Source organism: Kribbella sp. NPDC058693 (genome assembly GCF_042715335.1).
GTDB lineage: Bacteria > Actinomycetota > Actinomycetes > Propionibacteriales > Kribbellaceae > Kribbella > Kribbella jiaozuonensis.
In genome coordinates, this window is record NZ_JBHXSQ010000002.1 from 16,938 (window position 1) to 37,195 (window position 20,258).

General features: G+C 69.2%; 18 protein-coding genes. 12 read left to right on the forward strand and 6 right to left on the reverse strand.

Translation table 11 applies throughout. From position 1 onward, the window contains the following. Positions 1 to 34 precede the first annotated feature (34 nt). Positions 35 to 1,333: a bifunctional phosphopantothenoylcysteine decarboxylase/phosphopantothenate--cysteine ligase CoaBC gene (gene coaBC, locus ACFWUU_RS09875; RefSeq protein ID WP_380174335.1), complete on the forward strand. Its 1,299-nt coding sequence runs from the start codon at positions 35 to 37 to the stop codon at positions 1,331 to 1,333. On the opposite strand, the gene ACFWUU_RS09880 is transcribed toward coaBC, so the two are convergent. After that, a complete protein-coding gene (locus tag ACFWUU_RS09880) occupies positions 1,330 to 2,223 on the reverse strand; it encodes a GNAT family N-acetyltransferase (RefSeq protein ID WP_380174337.1) in 894 nt (297 codons plus the stop codon). The genes coaBC and ACFWUU_RS09880 overlap by 4 nt on opposite strands. 95 nt (positions 2,224 to 2,318) lie before the next feature. Between ACFWUU_RS09880 and ACFWUU_RS09885 the strand changes: the two genes are divergently transcribed. The 3 genes from ACFWUU_RS09885 to ACFWUU_RS09895 all read left to right on the forward strand — a co-directional run bounded on the left by ACFWUU_RS09885 (position 2,319) and on the right by ACFWUU_RS09895 (position 6,954). Beyond that, positions 2,319 to 3,431 carry a winged helix DNA-binding domain-containing protein gene (locus tag ACFWUU_RS09885; protein ID WP_380174339.1) on the forward strand — a complete coding sequence of 371 codons (1,113 nt, stop codon included), beginning with the start codon at positions 2,319 to 2,321 and terminating at the stop codon, positions 3,429 to 3,431. A 186-nt stretch (positions 3,432 to 3,617) separates the two neighbouring features. Beyond that, a complete protein-coding gene (metK, locus tag ACFWUU_RS09890; RefSeq protein WP_137257488.1) occupies positions 3,618 to 4,811 on the forward strand; it encodes a methionine adenosyltransferase in 1,194 nt (397 codons plus the stop codon). Between the two features lie 115 nt (positions 4,812 to 4,926). Continuing rightward, positions 4,927 to 6,954, forward strand: a complete 2,028-nt coding sequence (locus ACFWUU_RS09895; protein ID WP_380174341.1) for a primosomal protein N' — start codon at positions 4,927 to 4,929, stop codon at positions 6,952 to 6,954. Between the two features lie 3 nt (positions 6,955 to 6,957). On the opposite strand, the gene ACFWUU_RS09900 is transcribed toward ACFWUU_RS09895, so the two are convergent. Then, a complete protein-coding gene (locus ACFWUU_RS09900; protein WP_380174343.1) occupies positions 6,958 to 7,947 on the reverse strand; it encodes an ArsR/SmtB family transcription factor in 990 nt (329 codons plus the stop codon). A gap of 65 nt (positions 7,948 to 8,012) precedes the next feature. Between ACFWUU_RS09900 and ACFWUU_RS09905 the strand changes: the two genes are divergently transcribed. Further along, positions 8,013 to 9,224, forward strand: a complete 1,212-nt coding sequence (locus ACFWUU_RS09905; RefSeq protein WP_380174345.1) for an MDR family MFS transporter — start codon at positions 8,013 to 8,015, stop codon at positions 9,222 to 9,224. Here ACFWUU_RS09905 and ACFWUU_RS09910 read toward each other — a convergent pair. Beyond that, the gene (locus tag ACFWUU_RS09910; RefSeq protein WP_380174347.1) at positions 9,157 to 10,464 is read right to left on the reverse strand and encodes an MFS transporter; all 1,308 of its coding nucleotides are present in this window, start codon (positions 10,462 to 10,464) and stop codon (positions 9,157 to 9,159) included. The genes ACFWUU_RS09905 and ACFWUU_RS09910 overlap by 68 nt on opposite strands. A 96-nt stretch (positions 10,465 to 10,560) precedes the next feature. Here ACFWUU_RS09910 and ACFWUU_RS09915 point away from each other — a divergent pair, with 96 nt between their 5' ends. From ACFWUU_RS09915 to ACFWUU_RS09925, 3 genes are read left to right on the forward strand one after another with little or no spacing between them, the layout of a single operon-like run. Further along, positions 10,561 to 11,535, forward strand: coding sequence for an Lrp/AsnC family transcriptional regulator (locus ACFWUU_RS09915; RefSeq protein WP_380174349.1), 975 nt, complete (start codon positions 10,561 to 10,563; stop codon positions 11,533 to 11,535). Then, entirely contained in the window at positions 11,532 to 12,140 is a 609-nt protein-coding gene (locus ACFWUU_RS09920; RefSeq protein ID WP_380174351.1) for an HAD family hydrolase, read from the forward strand. The genes ACFWUU_RS09915 and ACFWUU_RS09920 overlap by 4 nt, the downstream gene beginning before the upstream one ends. An 18-nt stretch (positions 12,141 to 12,158) precedes the next feature. After that, positions 12,159 to 12,701 (forward strand): DUF1707 domain-containing protein, encoded by a 543-nt coding sequence (locus ACFWUU_RS09925; RefSeq protein ID WP_380174353.1) that lies wholly within the window; start codon positions 12,159 to 12,161, stop codon positions 12,699 to 12,701. Here ACFWUU_RS09925 and ACFWUU_RS09930 read toward each other — a convergent pair whose 3' ends face one another. Both ACFWUU_RS09930 and ACFWUU_RS09935 read right to left on the reverse strand, forming a co-directional pair. Beyond that, the gene (locus tag ACFWUU_RS09930) at positions 12,702 to 13,823 is read right to left on the reverse strand and encodes a hypothetical protein (protein ID WP_380174355.1); all 1,122 of its coding nucleotides are present in this window, start codon (positions 13,821 to 13,823) and stop codon (positions 12,702 to 12,704) included. It abuts the gene before it with no gap. Further along, positions 13,824 to 14,924 carry a C39 family peptidase gene (locus tag ACFWUU_RS09935; RefSeq protein WP_380174357.1) on the reverse strand — a complete coding sequence of 367 codons (1,101 nt, stop codon included), beginning with the start codon at positions 14,922 to 14,924 and terminating at the stop codon, positions 13,824 to 13,826. It lies immediately after the preceding gene. 435 nt (positions 14,925 to 15,359) lie between these two features. On the opposite strand from ACFWUU_RS09935, the gene def reads away from it, so the two are divergent. From def to ACFWUU_RS09955, 4 genes are read left to right on the forward strand one after another with little or no spacing between them, the layout of a single operon-like run. Continuing rightward, complete coding sequence (gene def / locus ACFWUU_RS09940; RefSeq protein WP_137257479.1) at positions 15,360 to 15,908, forward strand: peptide deformylase; 549 nt, start codon at positions 15,360 to 15,362, stop codon at positions 15,906 to 15,908. Then, positions 15,905 to 16,828: a methionyl-tRNA formyltransferase gene (gene fmt / locus ACFWUU_RS09945; RefSeq protein WP_380174358.1), complete on the forward strand. Its 924-nt coding sequence runs from the start codon at positions 15,905 to 15,907 to the stop codon at positions 16,826 to 16,828. Before def ends, fmt begins: the two co-directional genes overlap by 4 nt. Then, on the forward strand, positions 16,825 to 18,228 hold the full coding sequence (locus tag ACFWUU_RS09950) for an RsmB/NOP family class I SAM-dependent RNA methyltransferase (protein ID WP_380174360.1): 1,404 nt from the start codon (positions 16,825 to 16,827) through the stop codon (positions 18,226 to 18,228). Before fmt ends, ACFWUU_RS09950 begins: the two co-directional genes overlap by 4 nt. A 48-nt stretch (positions 18,229 to 18,276) precedes the next feature. Next, positions 18,277 to 19,272 (forward strand): DMT family transporter, encoded by a 996-nt coding sequence (locus ACFWUU_RS09955; protein WP_380174362.1) that lies wholly within the window; start codon positions 18,277 to 18,279, stop codon positions 19,270 to 19,272. Here ACFWUU_RS09955 and ACFWUU_RS09960 read toward each other — a convergent pair whose 3' ends face one another. After that, a complete protein-coding gene (locus ACFWUU_RS09960; RefSeq protein ID WP_380174364.1) occupies positions 19,273 to 20,238 on the reverse strand; it encodes a DMT family transporter in 966 nt (321 codons plus the stop codon). Positions 20,239 to 20,258: the final 20 nt, after the last annotated feature.

Here is a 20,258-nt window from a genome sequence, read left to right on the forward strand (position 1 = left end):
CACTCGCAATGACGACCGGGAACGGGGTCAGCTGATGTCCGGATCCGGTGAAGTGCAAACCCCTGGGACCAACGCCGTCCCGGGGGCCTCTGTCGTACCCAAGCACAAGCCGAACGTGGTGCTGGGCGTCGGCGGCGGCATCGCGGCGTACAAGGTCTGCGATCTGCTCCGGCGGCTGACCGAGTCCGGGCACAGCGTGCGGGTGGTGCCGACGGCGGCCGCGCTGGAGTTCGTCGGCGCGGCGACCTGGGCGGCGCTGTCCGGGCAGCCTGTGACCGCAGACCCCTTCGACCACGTCGAGGAAGTGCCGCACGTCCGGATCGGCAAGGCCGCCGAACTGGTCGTCGTTGCGCCCGCGACTGCGAACCTGATCGCCAAGGCCGCCCACGGGCTGGCCGACGACCTACTGACGAACACCCTGCTCACAGCGCGCTGCCCGATCCTGTTCGCGGCCGCGATGCACACCGAGATGTGGGAACACCCGGCCACCCAGGCGAACGTCGCGACCCTGCGGTCGCGCGGGATCACGGTCCTCGAGCCGGCTGTCGGCCGGCTGACCGGCGCCGATACCGGCCGCGGACGGCTCCCGGAGCCGTCGGAGATCTTCGCGATCAGCCAGCTGATGCTCGCCGACGAGGCCGCCCGCGCCGCCGGGCAATCGGTCGCCGACCTGACCGGCAAGCACGTGCTGGTCAGCGCGGGCGGCACGCGGGAACACCTCGACCCGGTCCGGTTCCTCGGCAACTCGTCGTCCGGCAAGCAGGGCTATGCGCTCGCCCGGATCGCCGCTGCCCGCGGCGCCAAGGTCACGCTGGTCGCGGCCAACTCCGAGCTGCCCGACCCGGCCGGAGTACAGGTGGTCCCGGTCGTCTCGGCGCGCGATCTGTACGACGAGATCACCGGCCGTGCCGCCGATGCCGACGCGATCGTGATGGCCGCGGCCGTCGCCGACTTCCGGCCGCTGGACGTGGTCGAGCACAAGATCAAGAAGACCGCGGACGGCGCCGTGCCCGCCGTCAACCTGGTGCAGAACCCGGACATCCTGCACACCATCTCGCACGACCGTGCCCGCGCCGGCCAGGTGATCGTCGGCTTCGCCGCGGAGACCGGCGACGCCGACCACACCGTGCTCGAGCTCGGCCGGGCCAAGCTGGAGCGCAAGGGCTGCGACCTGCTCGTCATCAACGACGTCTCCGGCGGCAAGGTCTTCGGCAGCGACGTCAACGAGGCAGTCATCCTCGACCGCGAAGGCAACGCCCTACCGGTCCCGTCCGGCAGCAAGGACGCCCTCGCCGGCGTCATCTGGAACCTGGTCGCCACCCACTGGGTCTAGTCCGGCAACGGCAGCGGTGCCCGCATCGTGAGGCTGACGATGCCGTAGGTGAAGCCGAGGTGCTCGTTCAGGCGGCGCATCGACTCGTTGCCGCGCTGCGTCCAGGTGTAGATCTCGGTGATTCCGTGGTCGGCGGCCCACGCCATGCTGGTCCGTTTGAGGGTCGACGCGACCGACTTGCCGCGCCACTCCCGGCGTACGGCGGTGTACCCGACCTCCGCGCGCTCGGGACGATCCGAGTCGAGCTTCAGACCGGCCACGCCGATCGGCTGCCCATCGGCGACCGCCACGAACATGGCGGCCAGGTCGTTGATCCACTCTTTCTCCCACTCCTCCGCCGAGACCTTCAGCGCGACCGAGTGGTCCATGTCCGGGATCGTCGGCACCGCGACCTGGTGATAGGCCGCCGGCCACAGCTCCGGGCGTTCGGCGACCGAGACGATCTCGTACTCCGTCGGCGAGGTCGGCCACGGCTCGTCCCCGATCTGCCGGACTTGTTCGACCTCCCGATTCGCTTCCTGGAAGCCGAACCGCTCGGCGAACAGCCTGGCCTCGTCGTCGTCGACACTGGTCCCCGCCGTGTCGAACCCCTGGGCAACGCCGTGGTCGGCGAGAACCCGGAGCAGAGCGGTGCCCACTCCGCGCCGGCGGTGATCCGGGTGGACCCGCGGCATCAACGAGGCTCGCGTACCGTCGCCAGAACGATCTGCCAGCCCGCTGCCGACGACCTCGCCGTCGAGCTCTGCCAGCACCAGCAGCCGGCCCGGGCGATCGAGATCGCGCATCTCGGCGACGGTGGGGCAGCGCTCGTACGGCAGGACCGCGATCCGCACCGCTCGCCAGGCTTCGTAGTCGGCGTCGGTGGTCGCCGTCCGGATAGTCGTGGTCATGGGCGTCAGCTTGCCGCAACTCACCGGAAACGGCTCGGGATTTGATGGCGCATAGAGGTCAGGAGTTGTCCGCTTCGGCGCCTAGGGTCGTCGGCATGGAGATCACCTGGGAAGCGGTCGTTGCCCGGCGGATGCGCCGGCACGGTCTGATGGAGCCGTTCGGTACGCCGGTCGACGCCGTACGGGCGATGTGCGGCGCGCACGCGCAGATCGCGACGGCGGGGGAGCTGTCGGTGGCGATCCGCGTCGCCGGGGCGACTCGGCGGACGATCCAGGAGGACGAGGAGCTGGTGAAGACGTTCGGGCCGCGGGGGACCGTACATCTGCTGCCGCTAGACGACCTGCCGATGTGGACCGGCGCGTTATCTGCCCTGCCGTCGGTCGGCAGCCAACCGGATCCGATCAGGATGTCCCCGGACGAGATCGACCAGGTCATCGTCGCGATCGGCGATGCGCTCGCGCACGATGACCTCACCGTCGACGAGCTGACCGAAGAGGTCGTACGGCGGACCGGCGCCTGGGCCCGGGAGCCCACGATCCCCGCCTTCCAGGGCGCCTGGGCACGGTGGCGGCAGGCGACTTCGGTCGCGGCCAACGCGGGTGTCCTCTGCCACGGGCCGATGCGCGGCCGGCTGATGACATACGCGAACCCGCACCGCCTCCGCCCGTTCGAGCCGATGCCCGCGGAGAAGGCCCTCACCGAACTCCTGCATCGCTACCTATACTTCTACGGACCCGCGACCCCGCAGCAGTTCGCCCGCTGGCTCAAAACCACGCCGACCTTCGTCAAGCCGTACTTCGACGACCTGCCGCGCGCAGAGCTGGCAGACCATACGGTTTGGTATGCCCCGGGTGACGGTGACTTCCCGGACGACCGCGCCGAGGGTGTGCGGCTGCTGCCGTACTTCGATGCGTACGGCGTCGGCAGCTACCCGAGGGAGCTGCTCTTCCCCGGCAAGGCCTTCACCCGGGCGACCGCCCGTGGGCAGGCCGGCAACTATCCGCTGCTGCTCGTCGACGGCATCGTCGCGGGCGTCTGGCACCAGAAGAAGTCAGGCCGGACACTGCACGTCACCGTCGAGGCGCTCACCCCGCTGAACCGTCGCCGGCGCAAGCTGCTGGACGCCGAGGTGGACCGGCTGGGAGCGATCCTCGGTGGTGCGCCGTCGCTCACACTCGGCGACGTCACGGTCGGCGCGCACGCCTGAAATCCAACCCTCAGTCCAGAATGTGATCACCAATCCCGTATGCTGGATGAATCCGGAGGGTTACCGGGATTCCGGTGGAAACTGCTGGCATACTGCCCAAGATGCATCGCCAACCGTCGGTGCATGGGGGGACCGTGCGACTGTGGGGAACAGTCGTGCGGCACGAGAGGAATCCGAGGGAGAACTGTGGCGAGGCGCCTATTCACGTCCGAGTCCGTGACCGAAGGTCACCCGGACAAGATCGCTGACCAGATCAGCGACTCCATCCTCGACGCGTTGCTGGCCGAGGACCCGAAGAGCCGCGTGGCGGTCGAGACCCTGATCACCACGGGTCTGGTCGTCGTCGCCGGCGAGGTCACCACGACGGCGTACGTCGACATTCCCGGGATCGTGCGATCGCGCATCCTGGAGATCGGCTACGACTCGTCCTTGAAGGGCTTCGACGGTGCGTCCTGTGGGGTGCAGGTCGCCATCGGCAGCCAGTCGCCGGACATCGCGCAGGGTGTCGACACGGCGTACGAGACGCGCTCGGACGCGTCCGTGGACGTCCTGGACCTGCAGGGGGCAGGCGACCAGGGACTGATGTTCGGCTACGCGTCCAACGAGACGCCGGAGTTGATGCCGCTGCCGATCACGATCGCGCACCGGCTGTCCGAGCGGCTGTCCGAGGTCCGCAAGAACGGCACGCTGGCCTACCTGCGGCCGGACGGCAAGACCCAGGTCACGGTCGAGTACGACGGTGACAAGGCGATCCGGATCGACACCGTGGTGGTGTCCAGCCAGCACGCGGCGGACATCAACCTGGACTCGATGCTGACCCCGGACATCAAGAAGCACGTCGTCGACCCGGTGCTCGAGCAGTTCGACATCGACTCGACCGACTACAAGCTGCTGGTGAACCCGACCGGCCGGTTCGAGATCGGCGGCCCGATGGGCGACGCCGGGCTGACCGGGCGGAAGATCATCATCGACACGTACGGCGGGATGGCGCGGCACGGTGGTGGCGCGTTCTCCGGCAAGGACCCGTCCAAGGTGGACCGGTCGGCGGCGTACGCGATGCGCTGGGTGGCGAAGAACATCGTCGCCGCGGGGCTCGCGGACCGGGTCGAGTGCCAGGTCGCGTACGCGATCGGCAAGGCGGCGCCGGTCGGCTTCTACGTCGACACGTTCGGGACCGAGAAGGTGCCGGTGAGCAAGATCGCCGACGCTGCCCGTGAGGTCTTCGACCTGCGGCCGGCCGCGATCATCCGCGACCTGGAGCTGCTCCGGCCGATCTACGCCCAGACCGCCCGCAACGGCCACTTCGGCCGGACCGGCGAGGACTTCACCTGGGAGCGCACCGACCGCGTCGAGGCTCTGAAGGCCGCGGTCAACAAGTAGTAGCTGCGTTTCGCGTACGGCCCGGCTGCCGGTCACGGCGGCCGGGCCGTCGCTTGTCCACAGGCCGGCGGTCGACCTCCGACGGAGAGTCGTCGCGGCCGACTACAGTTTCCCGGTGACATCGGACTCGCCGGAGCAACTCACGCTGCTGCGGGACACCGTGCGCAAATCCCGGACCAAAGAGCCGGCCGAGATCACCGGGACGTTGCCTGTCGCGCGGATCGCGGTCGATGTCTCCCTCCCGCATCTGGACCGGCCGTTCGACTACCTCGTCCCGGAGGACATGGCCGAGGCGGCGCAGCCGGGCGCCCGGGTGAAGGTTCGGTTTGCCGGCAAGGACCTGGACGGGTTCGTGCTGGAGCGGCTTGCCGAGTCGGATCACGACGGCAAGCTGATGCGGCTCCGCAAGGTGGTCTCACCCGAGCGGGTGCTAACGCCGGAGATCTCGGACCTGTGCCGTGCGGTCGCCGATCGGTACGCCGGGGTGCTCGCGGATGTCACCCGGCTGGCCGTCCCGCCGCGGCACGCGAAGGTGGAAGCCGAGCCGCTGCGGTGCGATCAGCCGCCGCGTCCGCCGGTGTCGACCTCGCGGTCCGAGTGGTCGCCGTACCCGGTTGGTTTTCTCGATGCGATCGCGCGAGGCGAGGCGCCGCGGGCCGTCTGGACCGCCGTACCGGGGGCTGATTGGGCGTTGGCGTTCGCCCAGGCCGCGGCGGTTTGTGCTGCGTCAGGTCGGGGTGCTCTCCTGCTTGCCCCCGACGCGCGTGACCTCGAGCGGTTGGCCGCGGCCTGTCGAGCGGTCCTCGGCGAGGACGGCTTCGTCACGCTCTCGGCGGACCTCGGCCCGACGGCGCGTTATCGCGCCTTCCTCGCGGCGCTCCGCGGCTGCGCCCGAGTGGTGATCGGGACTCGCGCGGCAGCCTTCGCGCCGGTGGCAGATCTCGGGTTGGTGGCGATGTGGGACGACGGCGACGAGTCGTACGCCGAGCCGCGCGCGCCGTACCCGCATGCGCGTGAAGTCCTGCTGTTGCGGGCGTTCCGGCAGAACTGTGCGGCCCTTCTCGGCGGGTTCGCGAGGTCCGCGGAGGCTGCGGCCTTGATCGAGTCCGGGTTCGCACATGAGCTGATCGCGGACCGGAAGGTGATCCGGGCAGCGGCGCCGTCGGTGCACATCGCGGGGGAGTCGGATATCGAGCTGGCGCGGGATCCGAGCGCGCGGGCGGCGCGGTTGCCGCACCGGGTGTTCGAGATCGCGCGCGACGGGCTGCGGTCGGGGCCGGTGTTGGTGCAGGTTCCACGGGCCGGGTACTTGCCGAGCCTCGTGTGTCAGACGTGCCGTGCGCCGTCGCGGTGTTCGACCTGCGGCGGGACGTTGCGTCGTACCGGAGGATCCGGGCCGGCGAGCTGCAGTGTGTGCGGGCGGCCGGCGGTCGATCACCGGTGCCCGGAGTGCGGCGACACCCGGATGCGGGCAGCGATCATCGGCGCCCGCCGTACGGCGGAGGAGTTGGGGCGGGCGTTCCCCGGGGTGGTGGTGCGTACGTCGGGCGGCGACAACATGCTCGACGTCGTGTCCGACGCGCCCGCGCTGATTGTCAGCACGCCTGGAGCCGAGCCGGTCGCCGAGGGCGGGTATGCCGCAGCCGTCCTGCTCGACACGTGGTTGATGCTCGCCCGCCCCGATCTCCGCGCTCCTGAGGAAGCGGTACGCCGATGGTTCAACGCGGCCGCCCTGGTCCGATCGGCCGGCGACGGCGGCACCGTGATCCTCGTCGGCGACCCGTCCGCCCTTCCACTGCAGGCGATCGTCCGCTGGAGCCCCGAGGGCTACGCGACCCGCGAGATCGAGGAACGCCGTACCGCCCGCCTCGCCCCCGCCGCCAAACTCGCCGAACTCACCGGCCCCTCGGAGTCGGTCAACGACCTGATCACCCGCCTCCGCGACCTGGTCCCACCATCCGCGGGCCTGGAAGTCCTAGGCCCGGTAGACCTCGACGAAGAAACCGTCCGAGCCGTGGTCCGCACCCCCCGCCAACACGGCCCCACCCTCGTCCGCTCCCTCAAAGAATCCCAATCAGCCCGCACGACCAAGAAAAACCCCGGCACAGTCCGAATCCAGATAGACCCACCCAGCTTCGGCTGAGGGTCAGGCGGAGGATGCCAGCGGAGTTGAGGCGGACAGGAGTTGGTGGCCCAGGGGAGTGCGGTGGTACAGGACTGTGCGGCCGTCGCGGCGGGAGGCGACTACGCCGGCGTTGCGGAGGATGCTCAGGTGGACGCTCAGGGTCGGGGCCGAGACGCCTAGCTGGTGGGCGAGGTGGGTGGTTGACATCGGGAGGTCTAGGTGGCTGACGATTGCGGCTCGGGTGCGGCCGACGAGGTCTGCGAGGGGTGAGTCTGTGGTGTCCTGGCGGTCCTCCCACAGGCGTCCGAGGCCGCGGGGTGGGTAGGTGATCGTGGGGACGTGGGGCGCGCCGGTCACGGCCAGCCCGGCGGGCCACGTGAACACGCACGGTACGAGGAGCAGGCCCTGGCCGGCCATCGGTTCGCCGTCGCAGGTGTACGGGCGGTCGATCTCGACGCGGTCGCCGCGGTAGCAGATCGACGGATGCAGGTTGCGGAACAGCCGCTCGATCCCGCCGCTCGCCAGCTCGTCTAGGCGGAACGCGAGGTCCTCCTGCAGCAGCGACCGCATCCGCCGCCACTCGGGCTCGATCGCGCGTCGCCAGTACGTCTCCAGCGCCGACGTGATCAGATCCAGCGCCTTCGCCGGATTCGCGATCAGCTCCGGCAGCAGGGGATGCGGGGTGTCGTGGTGCAGCTTCCCGATCTCGTCCGCCACGATCTCGTGCGGCGTCGCGGCGATCGCGGCCAGACCGGACTCGAAACTCGTCGACCGCCGCGGCGGCGCAGGCGTCATGAAGTCGGGGATATAGCCGTACGGCGGAATGAGGGCCCTGAGCAACGTCAGGTCGTCGCCCGCGATCGTCGGCCGCACCTTCCGCAGCCACGGACCGTGCACGCTCTGCGCGGTGTTGTTGCTCAACGCCCGCACACTCGTCATCGCCTCCCAGACCGGCGACAGCGCGAACCGGATCCGCCCGACGTCCTCGGCGTTCAGCCTGATCGTGATCACCCGGCCAAGATTAGTCCTCACCCTAATCATCGACAACACCTCGCGCCGCCCCGAGAGTTGATCCCATGAGTGCAGTAGCCATCGACACCGCGACCCCCACCGCCCTGCCGCGGGCGTTCTGGGCGCTGTGGGTGTGCCAGCTGGTCAACCGGCTCGGCAGCTTCGTGCAACCGTTCCTCGTCCTCTACCTGACCCACGACCGCCACCTCTCGGCCGGTACGGCGGGAGCCGTCGCGGCCGCCGTCGGCGCCGGATCCGTCTGCGCGCAACTCGTCGGCGGCTGGCTGGCCGACCGGGTCGGCCGCCGGGTCACGATGCTGATCTGCTTCTTCGGCACCGGCGCCGCGCTGATCCTGCTCGGATCCGCCCGCTCAATGGCGCTGATCTGGGTGACCGCCTTCCTCGTCGGCCTGCTCAGCGACCTGTTCCGCCCAGCTGTCCAGGCGACGGTCGCGGACCTGTTGCAGCCGACCGAGCGGGTCCGCGCGTACGGCCTACTGTTCTGGGCGATCAACCTCGGCTTCTCCGTCTCGACGGTCAGCGCCGGCGTGCTCGCCTCGTTCGGCTACGGCCTGCTGTTCTGGGTCAACGCCGCTACGTCGGTCGTCGCCGGCCTGGTCATCTGGATGATGGTGCCGGAGAGCCGCCCGGCTCCCGAGGAGGATTCGGTACGCCGAGCGCTGCTGCCAGTCGTCGTACGCGACACCGTGTTCCTGATGATGATCCTGATCCAGATCGGCTACGCGACCATCTACATGCAGGGCTATTCGACCCTGCCACTGGCGATGTCGGACGACGGCCTCTCGTCCCGGACGTACGGTCTGGTGATCGCGCTCAACGGTGTCGTGATCGTGCTCGTCCAGCCGTTCCTCGGCAAGTGGTACGCCAAGCTCGACCGGCCGAAACTGCTCGCGGCCTCGATGCTCGTGGTCGGACTCGGCTTCGGGGTCGGCGCTGTCGTGCACAGCTGGTGGGGTTACGCCTTGTCGGTTGTGGTGTGGACGATCGGGGAGATCGGGTTCGCCGCGGTGATCGGCGCGGTGTTCGCCGACCTCGCGCCGATCGACCTGCGCGGCCGCTACATGGGTCTGTCCGGGATGGCGTTCGGCGTCGGCACCGTGATCGGTCCACTGGCCGGTACGAATGCGCTCGAGCATCTCGGCCCGACAGCCACCTGGCTCGGCTGCGCCGTACTCGGTGTGGTGATCTTCATCGGCCAGTACTCGCTGGCTCCGGCGCTCCACGCCCGAGCCGCAGCCAACGCGGCGACCGCATGAGGTGAGCGGTCGCGACCGTCACGACGACGACCGCGACCGCAACCCACGCAGCACGGTCGAGCGAGGCTGGGTGGTGCAGAAAGATCGTGCCGAACGCCGCAACACCGAGCGTCCCGCCGAATTGCTGTACTGCGTTGAGCAGCCCCGCCGCGGACCCGGTCTCGTGCGGTTCCACCCGATGCAACGCCTCCGTGAAGAACGCCGTCGTGAACAGTCCGACCCCGACACCCCCGACGGCCAACGCAGGCAGGAGCGCGTACGGCGCAGCTGCCAGGCCGACGAGCATTACGCCGAGACCGGCATACATCAGCCGTGATCCGAAGCGGCCGACCAACCACTGACCCGCAACCAGTGAGGCGATCCCGGTCGCCGCGGACCAGGGGAGCAACGCGAGGCTGGCGCGCATGACGCTGTGGTGCAGCGTGAGTTGCTGATGCAGTACGACGACCAACGTCAGCCCGCTCGTCACCGCGAAGAACAGTGTGGAGGTCGCGAGCGCCGGAGCGAACCCGCGGTGCGCGAACAGACTCGTCTCGATCAGATTGCCCCGCAACAGGCACAGCCCGAGCAACACCACGCCACCGACCAACAGGAACCAGCCGCGCGACTGCAGAATCGGGTAGACGAGCAGCGCGGTCCCACCGGTCAGCAACATCGTTCCGACTACGTCGATGCGCGGTCGATGTGGTGCCGCCGACTCGGGCAGTAGATGCGAGAGGGCGAGTACGCCGAGGCCCAGCGGCACGTTGACGAGGAAGACCGCTCGCCACGTGCTGACCTCGGTGATGAACCCTCCGAGCAGCGGCCCTGAGATGCCGGCCAGCCCCATCACGGGACCGATCGTGCCGAGCGCCTTTGCAAGAGCCGGACCGCTGAAGCCGGCCCTGATCGACCCGATCGTCTGCGGAATCACCAGGGCAGCTGCCGCGCCCTGCACCGCTCGCGAGGCGATCAGCACGCCGGGGTTCATCGCCAACGCGCAAGTCGTCGAGGTGATCACGAAGGCGGCAACGCCGATGCGGAAGACTCGCCTCCGGCCATACCGATCGCCGAGTCGGCCTCCGGTGATCAGCAGAGCCGCAAACGGCAGGGTGTACGCCGCGCTGAACCACTGGATGTCGGAGGCCCGGCCGCCGAGATCACCGTGGATGACCGGCGCCGCAACCTGCACGATCGTCGCGTCCAACAGATTCATGGCCTCGGCCACGAGCAGGGCGATCAGCCCGATCCATCGCTTCATCCCACTACGATCAGATCCGACCGCCTGATGTTCCACATCTGCTCTGGAACCTGAATGAATCTTCCATTCCTGGATGCCGTGGACGAGAATCGTCACATGCTGGATGAGATCGACCGAGCCCTGATCCACGCGCTGCAGCTCGACGGGCGAGCGCCGTACAGCCGGATCGGGGAGGTCCTCGGCGTCTCGACGCAGACGGTTGCCCGCCGCTTCAACCGGCTGCGAGCCGAGGCCGGTCTGCGGGTCATCGGCCTGCCGGATCCGCAGACGGCCGGGCGGGCGTTGTGGCTGGTACGCCTCACGGCGACCCCGCACGTGGCGCAGGACCTCGCCGCCGCGCTCGCTCGTCGCCCCGACACCAGCTGGATCAAGTTCGCCGCCGGCGGGACCGAGATCGTGTCGATCGTCAACAGCACCCCGACCGACGGCAGCGCGCTCCTGCTGAACGACCTCCCGCGAACAACCGGCATCACATCGGTCTCGGCGCAGTACCTGCTGCACATGTACGTCGGCGGTCCGACCGCCTGGCGTGGTCGGGCCAAGAGCCTGACGGCAGCGCAGGCGGCAGCCTTCATCGCTACGCCAACTGATCGAGGACCCAGCAAGCCACTCGGCGACGGTGACGCGAAGTTGCTGACCGCGCTCGGCGAGGACGGCCGCGCCACGCACGCGGACCTCGCCGTACGCACGGGCTGGTCGACGGCGACCGTCGCCCGCCGGCTGGACGAACTGCACCAGGCCGGCGCGATTTACTTTGATGTCGACGTCGATCCGACGGCCCTCGGCTACACAACCAGCGCGATGTTGTGGCTGTCCGTCCCGCCCGCGCATCTGGACGCGGTCGGTCGGGCCTTGGCCGAGCACGACGAGCTCGGCTTCGTTGCGGCGACCACCGGCCGGACGAACCTCGTCACCCAAGCACTCTGCGCGAGCCCCGACGCTTTGCACACCTACCTGACCGAGCGCGTCGGAGCCATCGAGCACATCACGGCTATCGAGACCGTCCCGGTGCTCCGGACGGTAAAGGCTGCGGCGCCGTTCTCGCCGAGTCTCGTAGGGTTGCGGACATGACGATCGATGCGGTGGTGTTCGACATCGGCGGGGTGCTGCTGGATTGGAGCCCCAACTACCTGTACGCCGACCTGATCCCGGACGAGGAGCAGCGGTCGCACTTCCTGACCAATGTGGCCACGCCGGCCTGGAACCACAAGCAGGACGAGGGCCGTGCCTGGGCCGAGGCGGTTGCGGAGCTGAAGGGTCTGCACCCGGAGCATGCCGAATGGATCGAGGCGTACGACACCGGCTGGCTGAAGATGGTCAAGGGCGTGTTCGAGGACACTGCCGCAGTACTCACCGAGATCAAGGCGCTCGGCGTGCCGACGTACGCGTTGACGAACTTCTCCGGTGAGAAGTGGGAGGTGGCGAAGGACGCGTTCCCGATCCTCAGGCAGTTCGACGGAGAGGTCGTGTCGGGCGTCGAGCAGACGGTGAAGCCGGACGAGAAGATCTACCGGATCCTCATCGACCGCTTCGGTCTGGACCCGGCGCGCACCTTCTACACCGACGACATGGTGTACAACGTCGACGGTGCCCGGGCGGTCGGTCTCGACGCCGAGGTCTTCACCGGCGCGGCCGACCTTCGTGCGCAACTCCGGGCCCGTGGTCTGGCCGTGTAGCGGTACTACAGTGGATTGGTGACGTTCGTACCTGGAGACCGCTCGCCCGCCATCGGGGACGTGGATCGCGATACCGCTGTGCGACGCGTGCAGGAGGCTTACACGGACGGGATCCTCACCCACGAGGAGATGGACGCCCGGCTGCACCAGGTGCTCAGTGCCCGGACCAGGCGCGACCTCGAGCTGGCGCTCAAGTCGCTGCCGGCTCCGGACCCCGGTCGCTCGGCGACGATCGGCGCGGCGTCCGGGCGGATCAGCCGTGTCGGTGTCTGGCGGGTGCCGCGGAAGCTGAAGGTGCATTCCGCGTTCGGCCGGGTCCGGCTCGATCTGACCCGGGCGATCTTCGAGCATCCAGAGGTCGATATCGAGCTCAAGCTCGGCACCGGCGGCGCGAAGATCCGGGTACCGCGTAACGCGATCGTCGAGCTCGAGGGTCTGCACACGACCTGGAAGGACTCGCAGTACAAGCCGCCGCGCGGGTCGACCGGGACCGGTCCGCGGATCCGGATCACCGGTGCGGTCGGGTTCGGCAAGGTGCGGATCCGGCACGCGCGCTGGTAATCAGACTGCCGCCGAGATCGTTTCCGTGTACGTCGGTGTGCTCGCGAGGTACGCCGCTTCGACGTACACCGTGTTGTCCTGGCAGGTCATCGGGGTGAGTGCGACGCCGGGTTTCGCGGCGTACATGCGTTGCGGTTTCGCGAGACCGGGGCGCCAGCGGATGATCTGGTAGGTCTCCTCGCCGGTCGGGCTGACGCTTCGGACCTCCCAGAGGATCCAGTTGCCGCAGGCAAGGATCGTGTCGGTGACGACGACGCCGAGCGGGCGGGCGGGGGAGTCGCCGGACTCACGGACGTACGCCTTGCTCTGGTACTGGTCGGGGTCCGCGGCAGCGACCTCGGACCAGACCGTTGCGCCGCCGATCGTCGCGCCGCTCCACTGGATGCAGTTGGTTGCTGCAGGCACCGGTTTCGCCGTGCCGTTGGAGAGGGAAGCGGAGAGGATGCGTTTGCAGCGGCGGGCGGTCTCGGGAGCGGTGATCTCGCTGAAGGTGACGGTGTCGGCGGAGACGACCGGATCGGCGACGTACCCGGGAGCGTCTACGCAGGTGACGGCGCGGGATTTGAGCGTGGCCAGGTCGGCGACGATCAGGCAGGAGCGGTTCTTCGCGTCGGTCGAGCTGTAGGCGAAGGTGCCGTTGTAGGCGCCGATCTCGGGCTCGGAGACGGGTGGGAGTCCGGTTGGTGGTGCGGCCTTGCCGGTGCTCAGGTCGTAGCGGATGACCGTGATCTGTGGATCGGGGCCGTCGGAGCGGATGTCCTCGATCAGCGCCCAGTGGTCGTCGATGACGACGGGGGATTGGGCAACGAAGCCGGTTGCGGGGATGTGGCGGACGACGGGCCTCTTGGAGGTGCGGTTGGTGATCGTCGTCGTACCGGCCTCGTCGCTTCCGCGGGTCACGACGTACTTGTGTTGCTGGGTGACGAGGTGCTGGCCGTCGACCGGTTGCCGCAGGACATTCGCCCAGACCGGGATCGCCGTACCGCTGTCCGTCGGTCTTGTTGGGGTGACCGACGGTTTCGGCGTTGGTGTGGGGGTTGGCGTTGTGGTCGGCTCAGTTGACGAGCAGCCGGCCACGAACAGGACGAGAAGGGTGCCTGCGGCAACCGTACGACGACGCATCTACAACCCGATGTTCTTGAAGGAGTTGGCCAGGGTGGCGTTGAACAGCGCGCTGGCCGGGATGTTCCGCGGGCCGTCGGTGACGTTGCCGCGGCTGTTGAACCGGCGCTCGTTGAACACCTCGAAGATCGCGATCGTGCCGTTCGCCTTGTCGTAGCCGCGGCCGACCTGGTAGTGGCCGCTGTGGTTGAAGGCGAGGTACGGGAAGTACCGCTTGAGCAGCTGCACGTGCTCGATCACCGGGGCCTTGTACACGCCGAGGTGCTTCTGGTGGACGGTGAAGAACGTCTGCGCGTTCCAGTCCGAGACGTTCTGCACGATGTACGTGTCCGCGGACTTGGGCCAGGCGGTCTTCGCGTTGGTCTGCTTCACCATCGAGGAGATCGCCGTACCGCCGGTCGTCGAGCCGAGGTCCTTGGCCCAGGACGCCTGGGTGTCCTTCTGGTTGTCATCGGCCCAGTCGATCGACTGGAACGTCGCCGGCCCACACCAGTACCCCTTCTCCTGCGAGGTCTGGAACCCCTTCATGATGTACGCCGAAGCCGGCACCTTCACCGGAGCGGCCGGCGTCGTCGGTGCGGACGGGACCGGCTTGGAGGGCGCCACCGTGGGAGCACTTCGAGTCGGCGTTGCGGTCGGAGTGGCAGTCGGCGCAGTCGCCGTCGTCCCGGTCCCGGGCGTGGCGGGCGCCGCTTCGCGGTTCGGCTCCTGCGGGTTCACCGGTGGGGTGCCGGCGGCAACCAGTTCGCGGAGTTCGCGGGCTTTCTCGCGGCCGTTCCACGCCGCCTGCATCTCGTCCAGCTCGGCGCTGACTCGGGTGCTCTTCGGCATCGCGGCGCGCTGGGCGACGAAGTCGGCAGGGGCGAGGTCGCCGGTGGGGATGTCCTGCTCGACTCCGACGTCGCCTGCCGCGCGCAGGGTCGGCGGGCTGACGAGCGACTGCAGCTGCGCGCCGGTCGGGAGCTTGTCGACGAAGCCGAGGCCGAGGCAGTAGTTCTCGGTGTCGAGCTTGAAACACCGGAGTATGGACTCGGCCTGCTCGGACTTGTCCGCGGACCGCACCTGCAGATCACCCGGCGACGTCTCGGTCACCTGCTTCACCACCTCGCTCCACGACCGCGCAGCCGGCTCCGCGACCGGCGTATTCGGCGTCGGCGTCGCGGAGGGCTCCCCGGTGGGAACTGAGGTAGGAGCAGAGGTGGGAACTGAGGTAGGAGCTGAGGTCGGCACCGGGGTAGGCGCGACCGTGGGTGTCGCGGTGGACGGCGGCCCGGAGTACTCGGGCTCGCGGGGTTGGTAGGCCTGGGCTGTGAGGGGTGCCTGCGCAAGCAGTGCACCCAGGAGGATCAGAGTTGCCCCCCGTGCTGCAGTGAGCATTGGGTCTCCCGAGCGGCGTGTGACGGCAGTGACTGAGGGTACGCCTGAGACCACAGTACGTGCTTGTGGCAACAAACGGGAGGCCCCTCCCGCCGGATTCCGTCCGCCCGGCCCACTAGACTTGCTCGGTCCCGGTCCGGTGAAAGCTGTGGAGAATCTGTGTCGGTCCAACCCATCCGCCTGTTCGGCGACCCTGTGCTGATCACCAAGGCCGAGCCGGTCGTCGACTTCGACGCCGAGCTGCGCCGCCTGGTCGCGGACCTCACCGACACCATGCAGGACGCGCCCGGATCCGGCCTGGCCGCGCCGCAGATCGGCGTCGGGCTGCGGGTGTTCACGTACCACGTCGAAGGCGAGCTCGGGCACCTGATCAACCCCGAGCTGTCGCTCTCGACCGACGACCAGTTCGGTCCCGAGGGCTGCCTGTCGATCCCCGGCCTGACCTTCGACTGCCGCCGCGCCCAGTCAGTGATCGCCAAGGGCTTCAACATGTACGGCGATCCGGTGGTGATCGAGGGCTCGGACCTGCTCGCCCGCTGCATCCAGCACGAGACCGACCACCTGGACGGCATCCTGTTCGTCGACCGCCTCGACCGGGAGACCCGCAAGCTGGCGATGAAGGCGATCCGCGAGTCCGAGTGGTCCGGCCTGGCCGGCCCGCCGCAGATCAAGGTCTCACCCCACCCGACGAATGGTTTTGGCCTGTGAGAGTCGTCTTTGCCGGTACGCCGGAACCAGCCGTCACCGCCCTCGAGGCGATCGTTGCCAGCCGCCACGAACTCGTCGGCGTCGTCACCCGGCCCGACGCACCGGCCGGCCGCGGGCGCAAGCTCGTCGCCTCCCCGGTCGCGCAGTACGCCGAGGAGCTCGGCGGGATCGAGATCCTCAAGCCGGTGAAGCCGAGCGACCCGGCGTTCCTGGAGCGGATGCGAGAGATCGCGCCGGACTGCTGCCCGGTCGTCGCGTATGGCGGTCTGCTGCCGCAGGCCGCGCTCGACATCCCGCAGCACGGCTGGATCAACCTGCACTTCTCGGTCCTGCCCGCCTGGCGTGGGGCTGCGCCGGTGCAGCACTCGATCATCTCGGGCGACGACGTCACCGGCGCGAGCACGTTCCGGATCGTCAAGGCGCTCGACGCGGGGCCGGTGTTCGGCGTACTGACCGAGCCGATCGGCCCTTCGGACACGTCGGGCGATCTGCTGCACCGCCTGGCCGTGTCCGGGTCGAAGCTCCTGGTCGACACGCTGGACGGGATCGAGGCCGGCGTACTGGAGGCCCGGGAGCAGCCGGCCGACGGAGTGACGCTCGCGCCGAAGATCACGGTCGAGGACGCCGAGCTGGATCTGAGCGCTCCGGCGCAGCGGGTGGACCGGCTGGTGCGTGGGTGCAACCCGGCGCCGGGGGCGTGGACGACGTTCCGGGGCGAGCGGCTGAAGGTGCTCGCCGTACGGCTGACCGACGAAGAGCTGAAGCCCGGCGAGCTGCAGGCGACGAAGTCGAGCGTGAAGGTCGGCACCGGGAGCCGCGCGGTCGAGCTCGTGACGGTCCAGCCGCAGGGCAAGAAGCCGATGGCCGCGGCCGACTGGGCGCGCGGCATCCGTCTCACCGATGAGGACGTTCTGGGGTGAGTGATCGGTCGCCGCGTAATCGCGCACCGCAGGTCCGGCCGGATCGGGTCCGGGTGGTCGCGTTCCAGGTCATCCGGCAGGTGACGGCCGAGGCCGCGTACGCGAACCTCGCCCTCAACAAGGCGCTCCGCGAGGCGCACCTGTCGGGCCGCGATGCCGCGTTCTGCACCGAGCTCGTCCACGGAACGCTGCGCTGGCAGGGCACGTACGACGCCTTCCTCGCCCGCAGCGTCTCCCGCCCCCTCGCCGACCTCGACCCCGAACTCCTCGACCTGCTCCGCCTCGGCACGCACCAGCTACTCAACATGCGCGTCGACTCGTACGCCGCGGTCAACGAGATGGTCACCCTCACCCGCTCGGAGCTGGGCCAGAAACGCACCGGCCTCGTCAACGCCGTACTCCGGAAGATCAGCCAGCGCTCGCTGGACCAGTGGATCGCAACCGTGGCCCCGGCCGCCGACAGCGACCCGATCGGCTACCTCGCGCTTGCCGAAGCCCACCCGCGCTGGGTCGTCGAGGCCTTCAACCGGGCCCTCGATCGTGGCGCGGCGGCTGGTCAGGCGGTGGCCGGTGGCGTGCTGGAGCGGCTGCTTGTCGCGGACAACGAGCCTGCGCGGGTGAGCTTGGTGGTGCGACCCGGGCTGGCGACGGTGGATGAGTTGGTGGCGGGCGGTGCGACGCCCGCGCGGTGGTCGCCGTACGGAGCTGTGCTCGAAGGCGGGGGTGACCCGGGGCGGATCGAGGCGGTGGCAACTGGTCGGGCCGGGGTGCAGGACGAGGGCTCACAGCTTGTCGCGATCGTGCTGGCATCTGCGAAGGTCGACGGAGACGACGCCAACTGGCTCGACCTCTGCGCGGGACCGGGTGGAAAGTCGGCACTGCTCGCGTCGCTGGTGGGGGATGGCCAGCTGACCGCGGTCGAGCCGCTCAAGCACCGGGCCGAGTTGGTCCGCGCCAACCTGCGCGCGATTCCCGGCAACCACAAGGTGCTGGTCGGCGATGGCACCAAGCCGACCTGGCCGGCCGGCTCGTTCGATCGGGTGCTGGCCGACGTCCCCTGCAGTGGGCTCGGCGCTCTCCGGCGTCGACCCGAGGCACGCTGGCGTCGTACGCCGGAAGACGTCGTTGAACTGCGCCCGCTCCAGGAGGCCCTGCTCGACTCGGCGATCACCTCGGTCCGGCCGGGTGGCGTGGTTGCGTACGTGACCTGCTCACCCCACCCGGACGAGACCCGCGCGGTCGTCGACGCCGTCCTGGGTCGCCGCGATGACGCGTCCCTCGAAGACGCACGGCCGCTGTTCCCCGGCGTACCGGACCTCGGCGACGGACCGGATGTGCAGCTCTGGCCGCATCTGCACGGCACCGACGCGATGTACCTGGCGCTGATCCGCCGGTCATAATGCGGACCTGCTGTCAGGCGCTATAAGCCGGACGGTCATGATGGTGAGGTGACAACAACCGCCACGCCTTCCGCCGCTTCGACCCGGCAGCACCACCTTGTCGGCCTCGTCTCGGCGTTCGGGATCGGCATGCTGGTGGCGGTGCAGTCGCGGCTGAACGGCGAGCTCGGCGGCATCCTCGGCGACGGGATTCCGGCGGCACTGATCTCATTCGGCACCGGCCTGCTGATCCTGCTGGTCGCGACCGCCGTGGTGCCGCCGGTCCGGCGCGCACTCGGCAACGTCTGGCGCACGATTCGTACGCCGATGCGCGGGTACGGCGGTCTGCGCTGGTGGCAATGTCTCGGTGGACTCGCCGGCGCGTTCCTCGTCGCGACGCAGTCCATCACCGTCTCCATCATCGGCGTCGCGGTGTTCCTGGTGGCCGGTGTGGCCGGCCAGGCGATCAGCAGCCTGGTCGTCGACCGCCTCGGCTTCGGCCCGGCCGGCCCGCAGCCGCTGACCGCCATCCGGATCGTCGGCGCGATGATCGCGCTGGTCGCGGTCGGCCTGGCGGTGTCGGATCAGCTGAGTCACCCCGACGGCCTGCTCCTCGCAGTACTGCCCGCGCTCGGCGGCGTCGGCACCGCCGTACAGCAGGCCATCAACGGCCGGGTCGCGCGGACCGCTTCCACCGACGCGTACGGCGCAGTTGCCGCCGGCGTCGTCAACTTCCTGGTCGGATTCGCCGCGCTGCTGCTCGTCTTCCTCGTCGACCTCGCACTCCGCGGCGCACCACGACACCTCCCGAGCGAACCCTGGCTGTACTTCGGTGGCGCCTGCGGCGTGATCTTCATCAGCGCCGCTGCCGCCGTGGTCCGGGTCGTCGGCGTCTTCGTCCTCGGCCTCGGCACGATCGCGGGTCAGCTCATCGCGAGCCTGTTCATCGACGTCTTCTTCCCGGTCGCCGACAAGCCGGTCTCGGCCCCGGTCGTCGTCGGCACGCTCCTCGCGCTCGCCGCGGTGGCGGTCGCGGCCGTCCCCAACCTCCGACGCCAGAGGTAGCTACACCGCGGGCGCTTCTGCGGGGATGGGTTGCTTGCGGCGAACGGTCAGCACGCCCTGGGATACGGCCACGCCGAGCAGGACGATTAGGCCGCCGACCGGCTGGTACCAGGTGATGTGCTCGTGCAGCACGATCACGCCGACCAGGATCGAGAAGACCGGCATCAGGTACGTGACCATCGACGAGCGGCTCGCACCGATCATCCGGATGTTGCGCATGTTGAGCACGAACGCCAGCCCACTACCGAGGGCACCGAGCGCCAGAACGCTCAGCACGACCTCGGCCGACAACGACCACGGCGCGGGCGGCGCCTGCCGGGTGACCAGCGGCGCGACGATCGCCAGCTGAACGGTTGCGCACAGCAACAACGCCGCCGACAGCGAGGTACCGGACAACGTCGTCCCGGCCAGGAACTTCTTCTGGTAGGGGATCGCGAGCCCGTAGAACACCGCCGCGAGCATGCACAGCCCCTGCCCGACCAGGTCGGCTCCGCTGTCCACCCGCCAGGCACCGAGCACCACGAGCATCCCGGTGAACCCGATCAGCAGCCCGAGACCGCGCTGCATCGAGAACACCTCGGTCCGGAAGATCAGCACGGCGATCGGGAGCACGACCAGCGGGGTGATCCCGTTCCAGATGCCGGCCAGCAGCGACGGGATCCGCTCCTCGCCGTACCCGAACAGCGTCCACGGGATTGCGGACCCGATCGCACCGGCGACGAACGAGTGCGCCCACAGCCGCGGATCGCGCGGCAGCGACTCCCGCTTCACGACGAGGATCGCGAGCAGTACGACGGATCCCGCGATCACCCGCCCGAGCGCCAGGTAGAGCGGCGGTAGCTCCCGCACACCGATCGAGATGAACAGGAAGCTGCAGCCCCAGATGGCGGCCAGGGCCAGCATCACCGGGAGCCAGGCCCGCACCGGAGCCTTGTCAGGAGTCGTAACGGTACTCACTCCTGACATCCTGCACTAAGTAACCGACA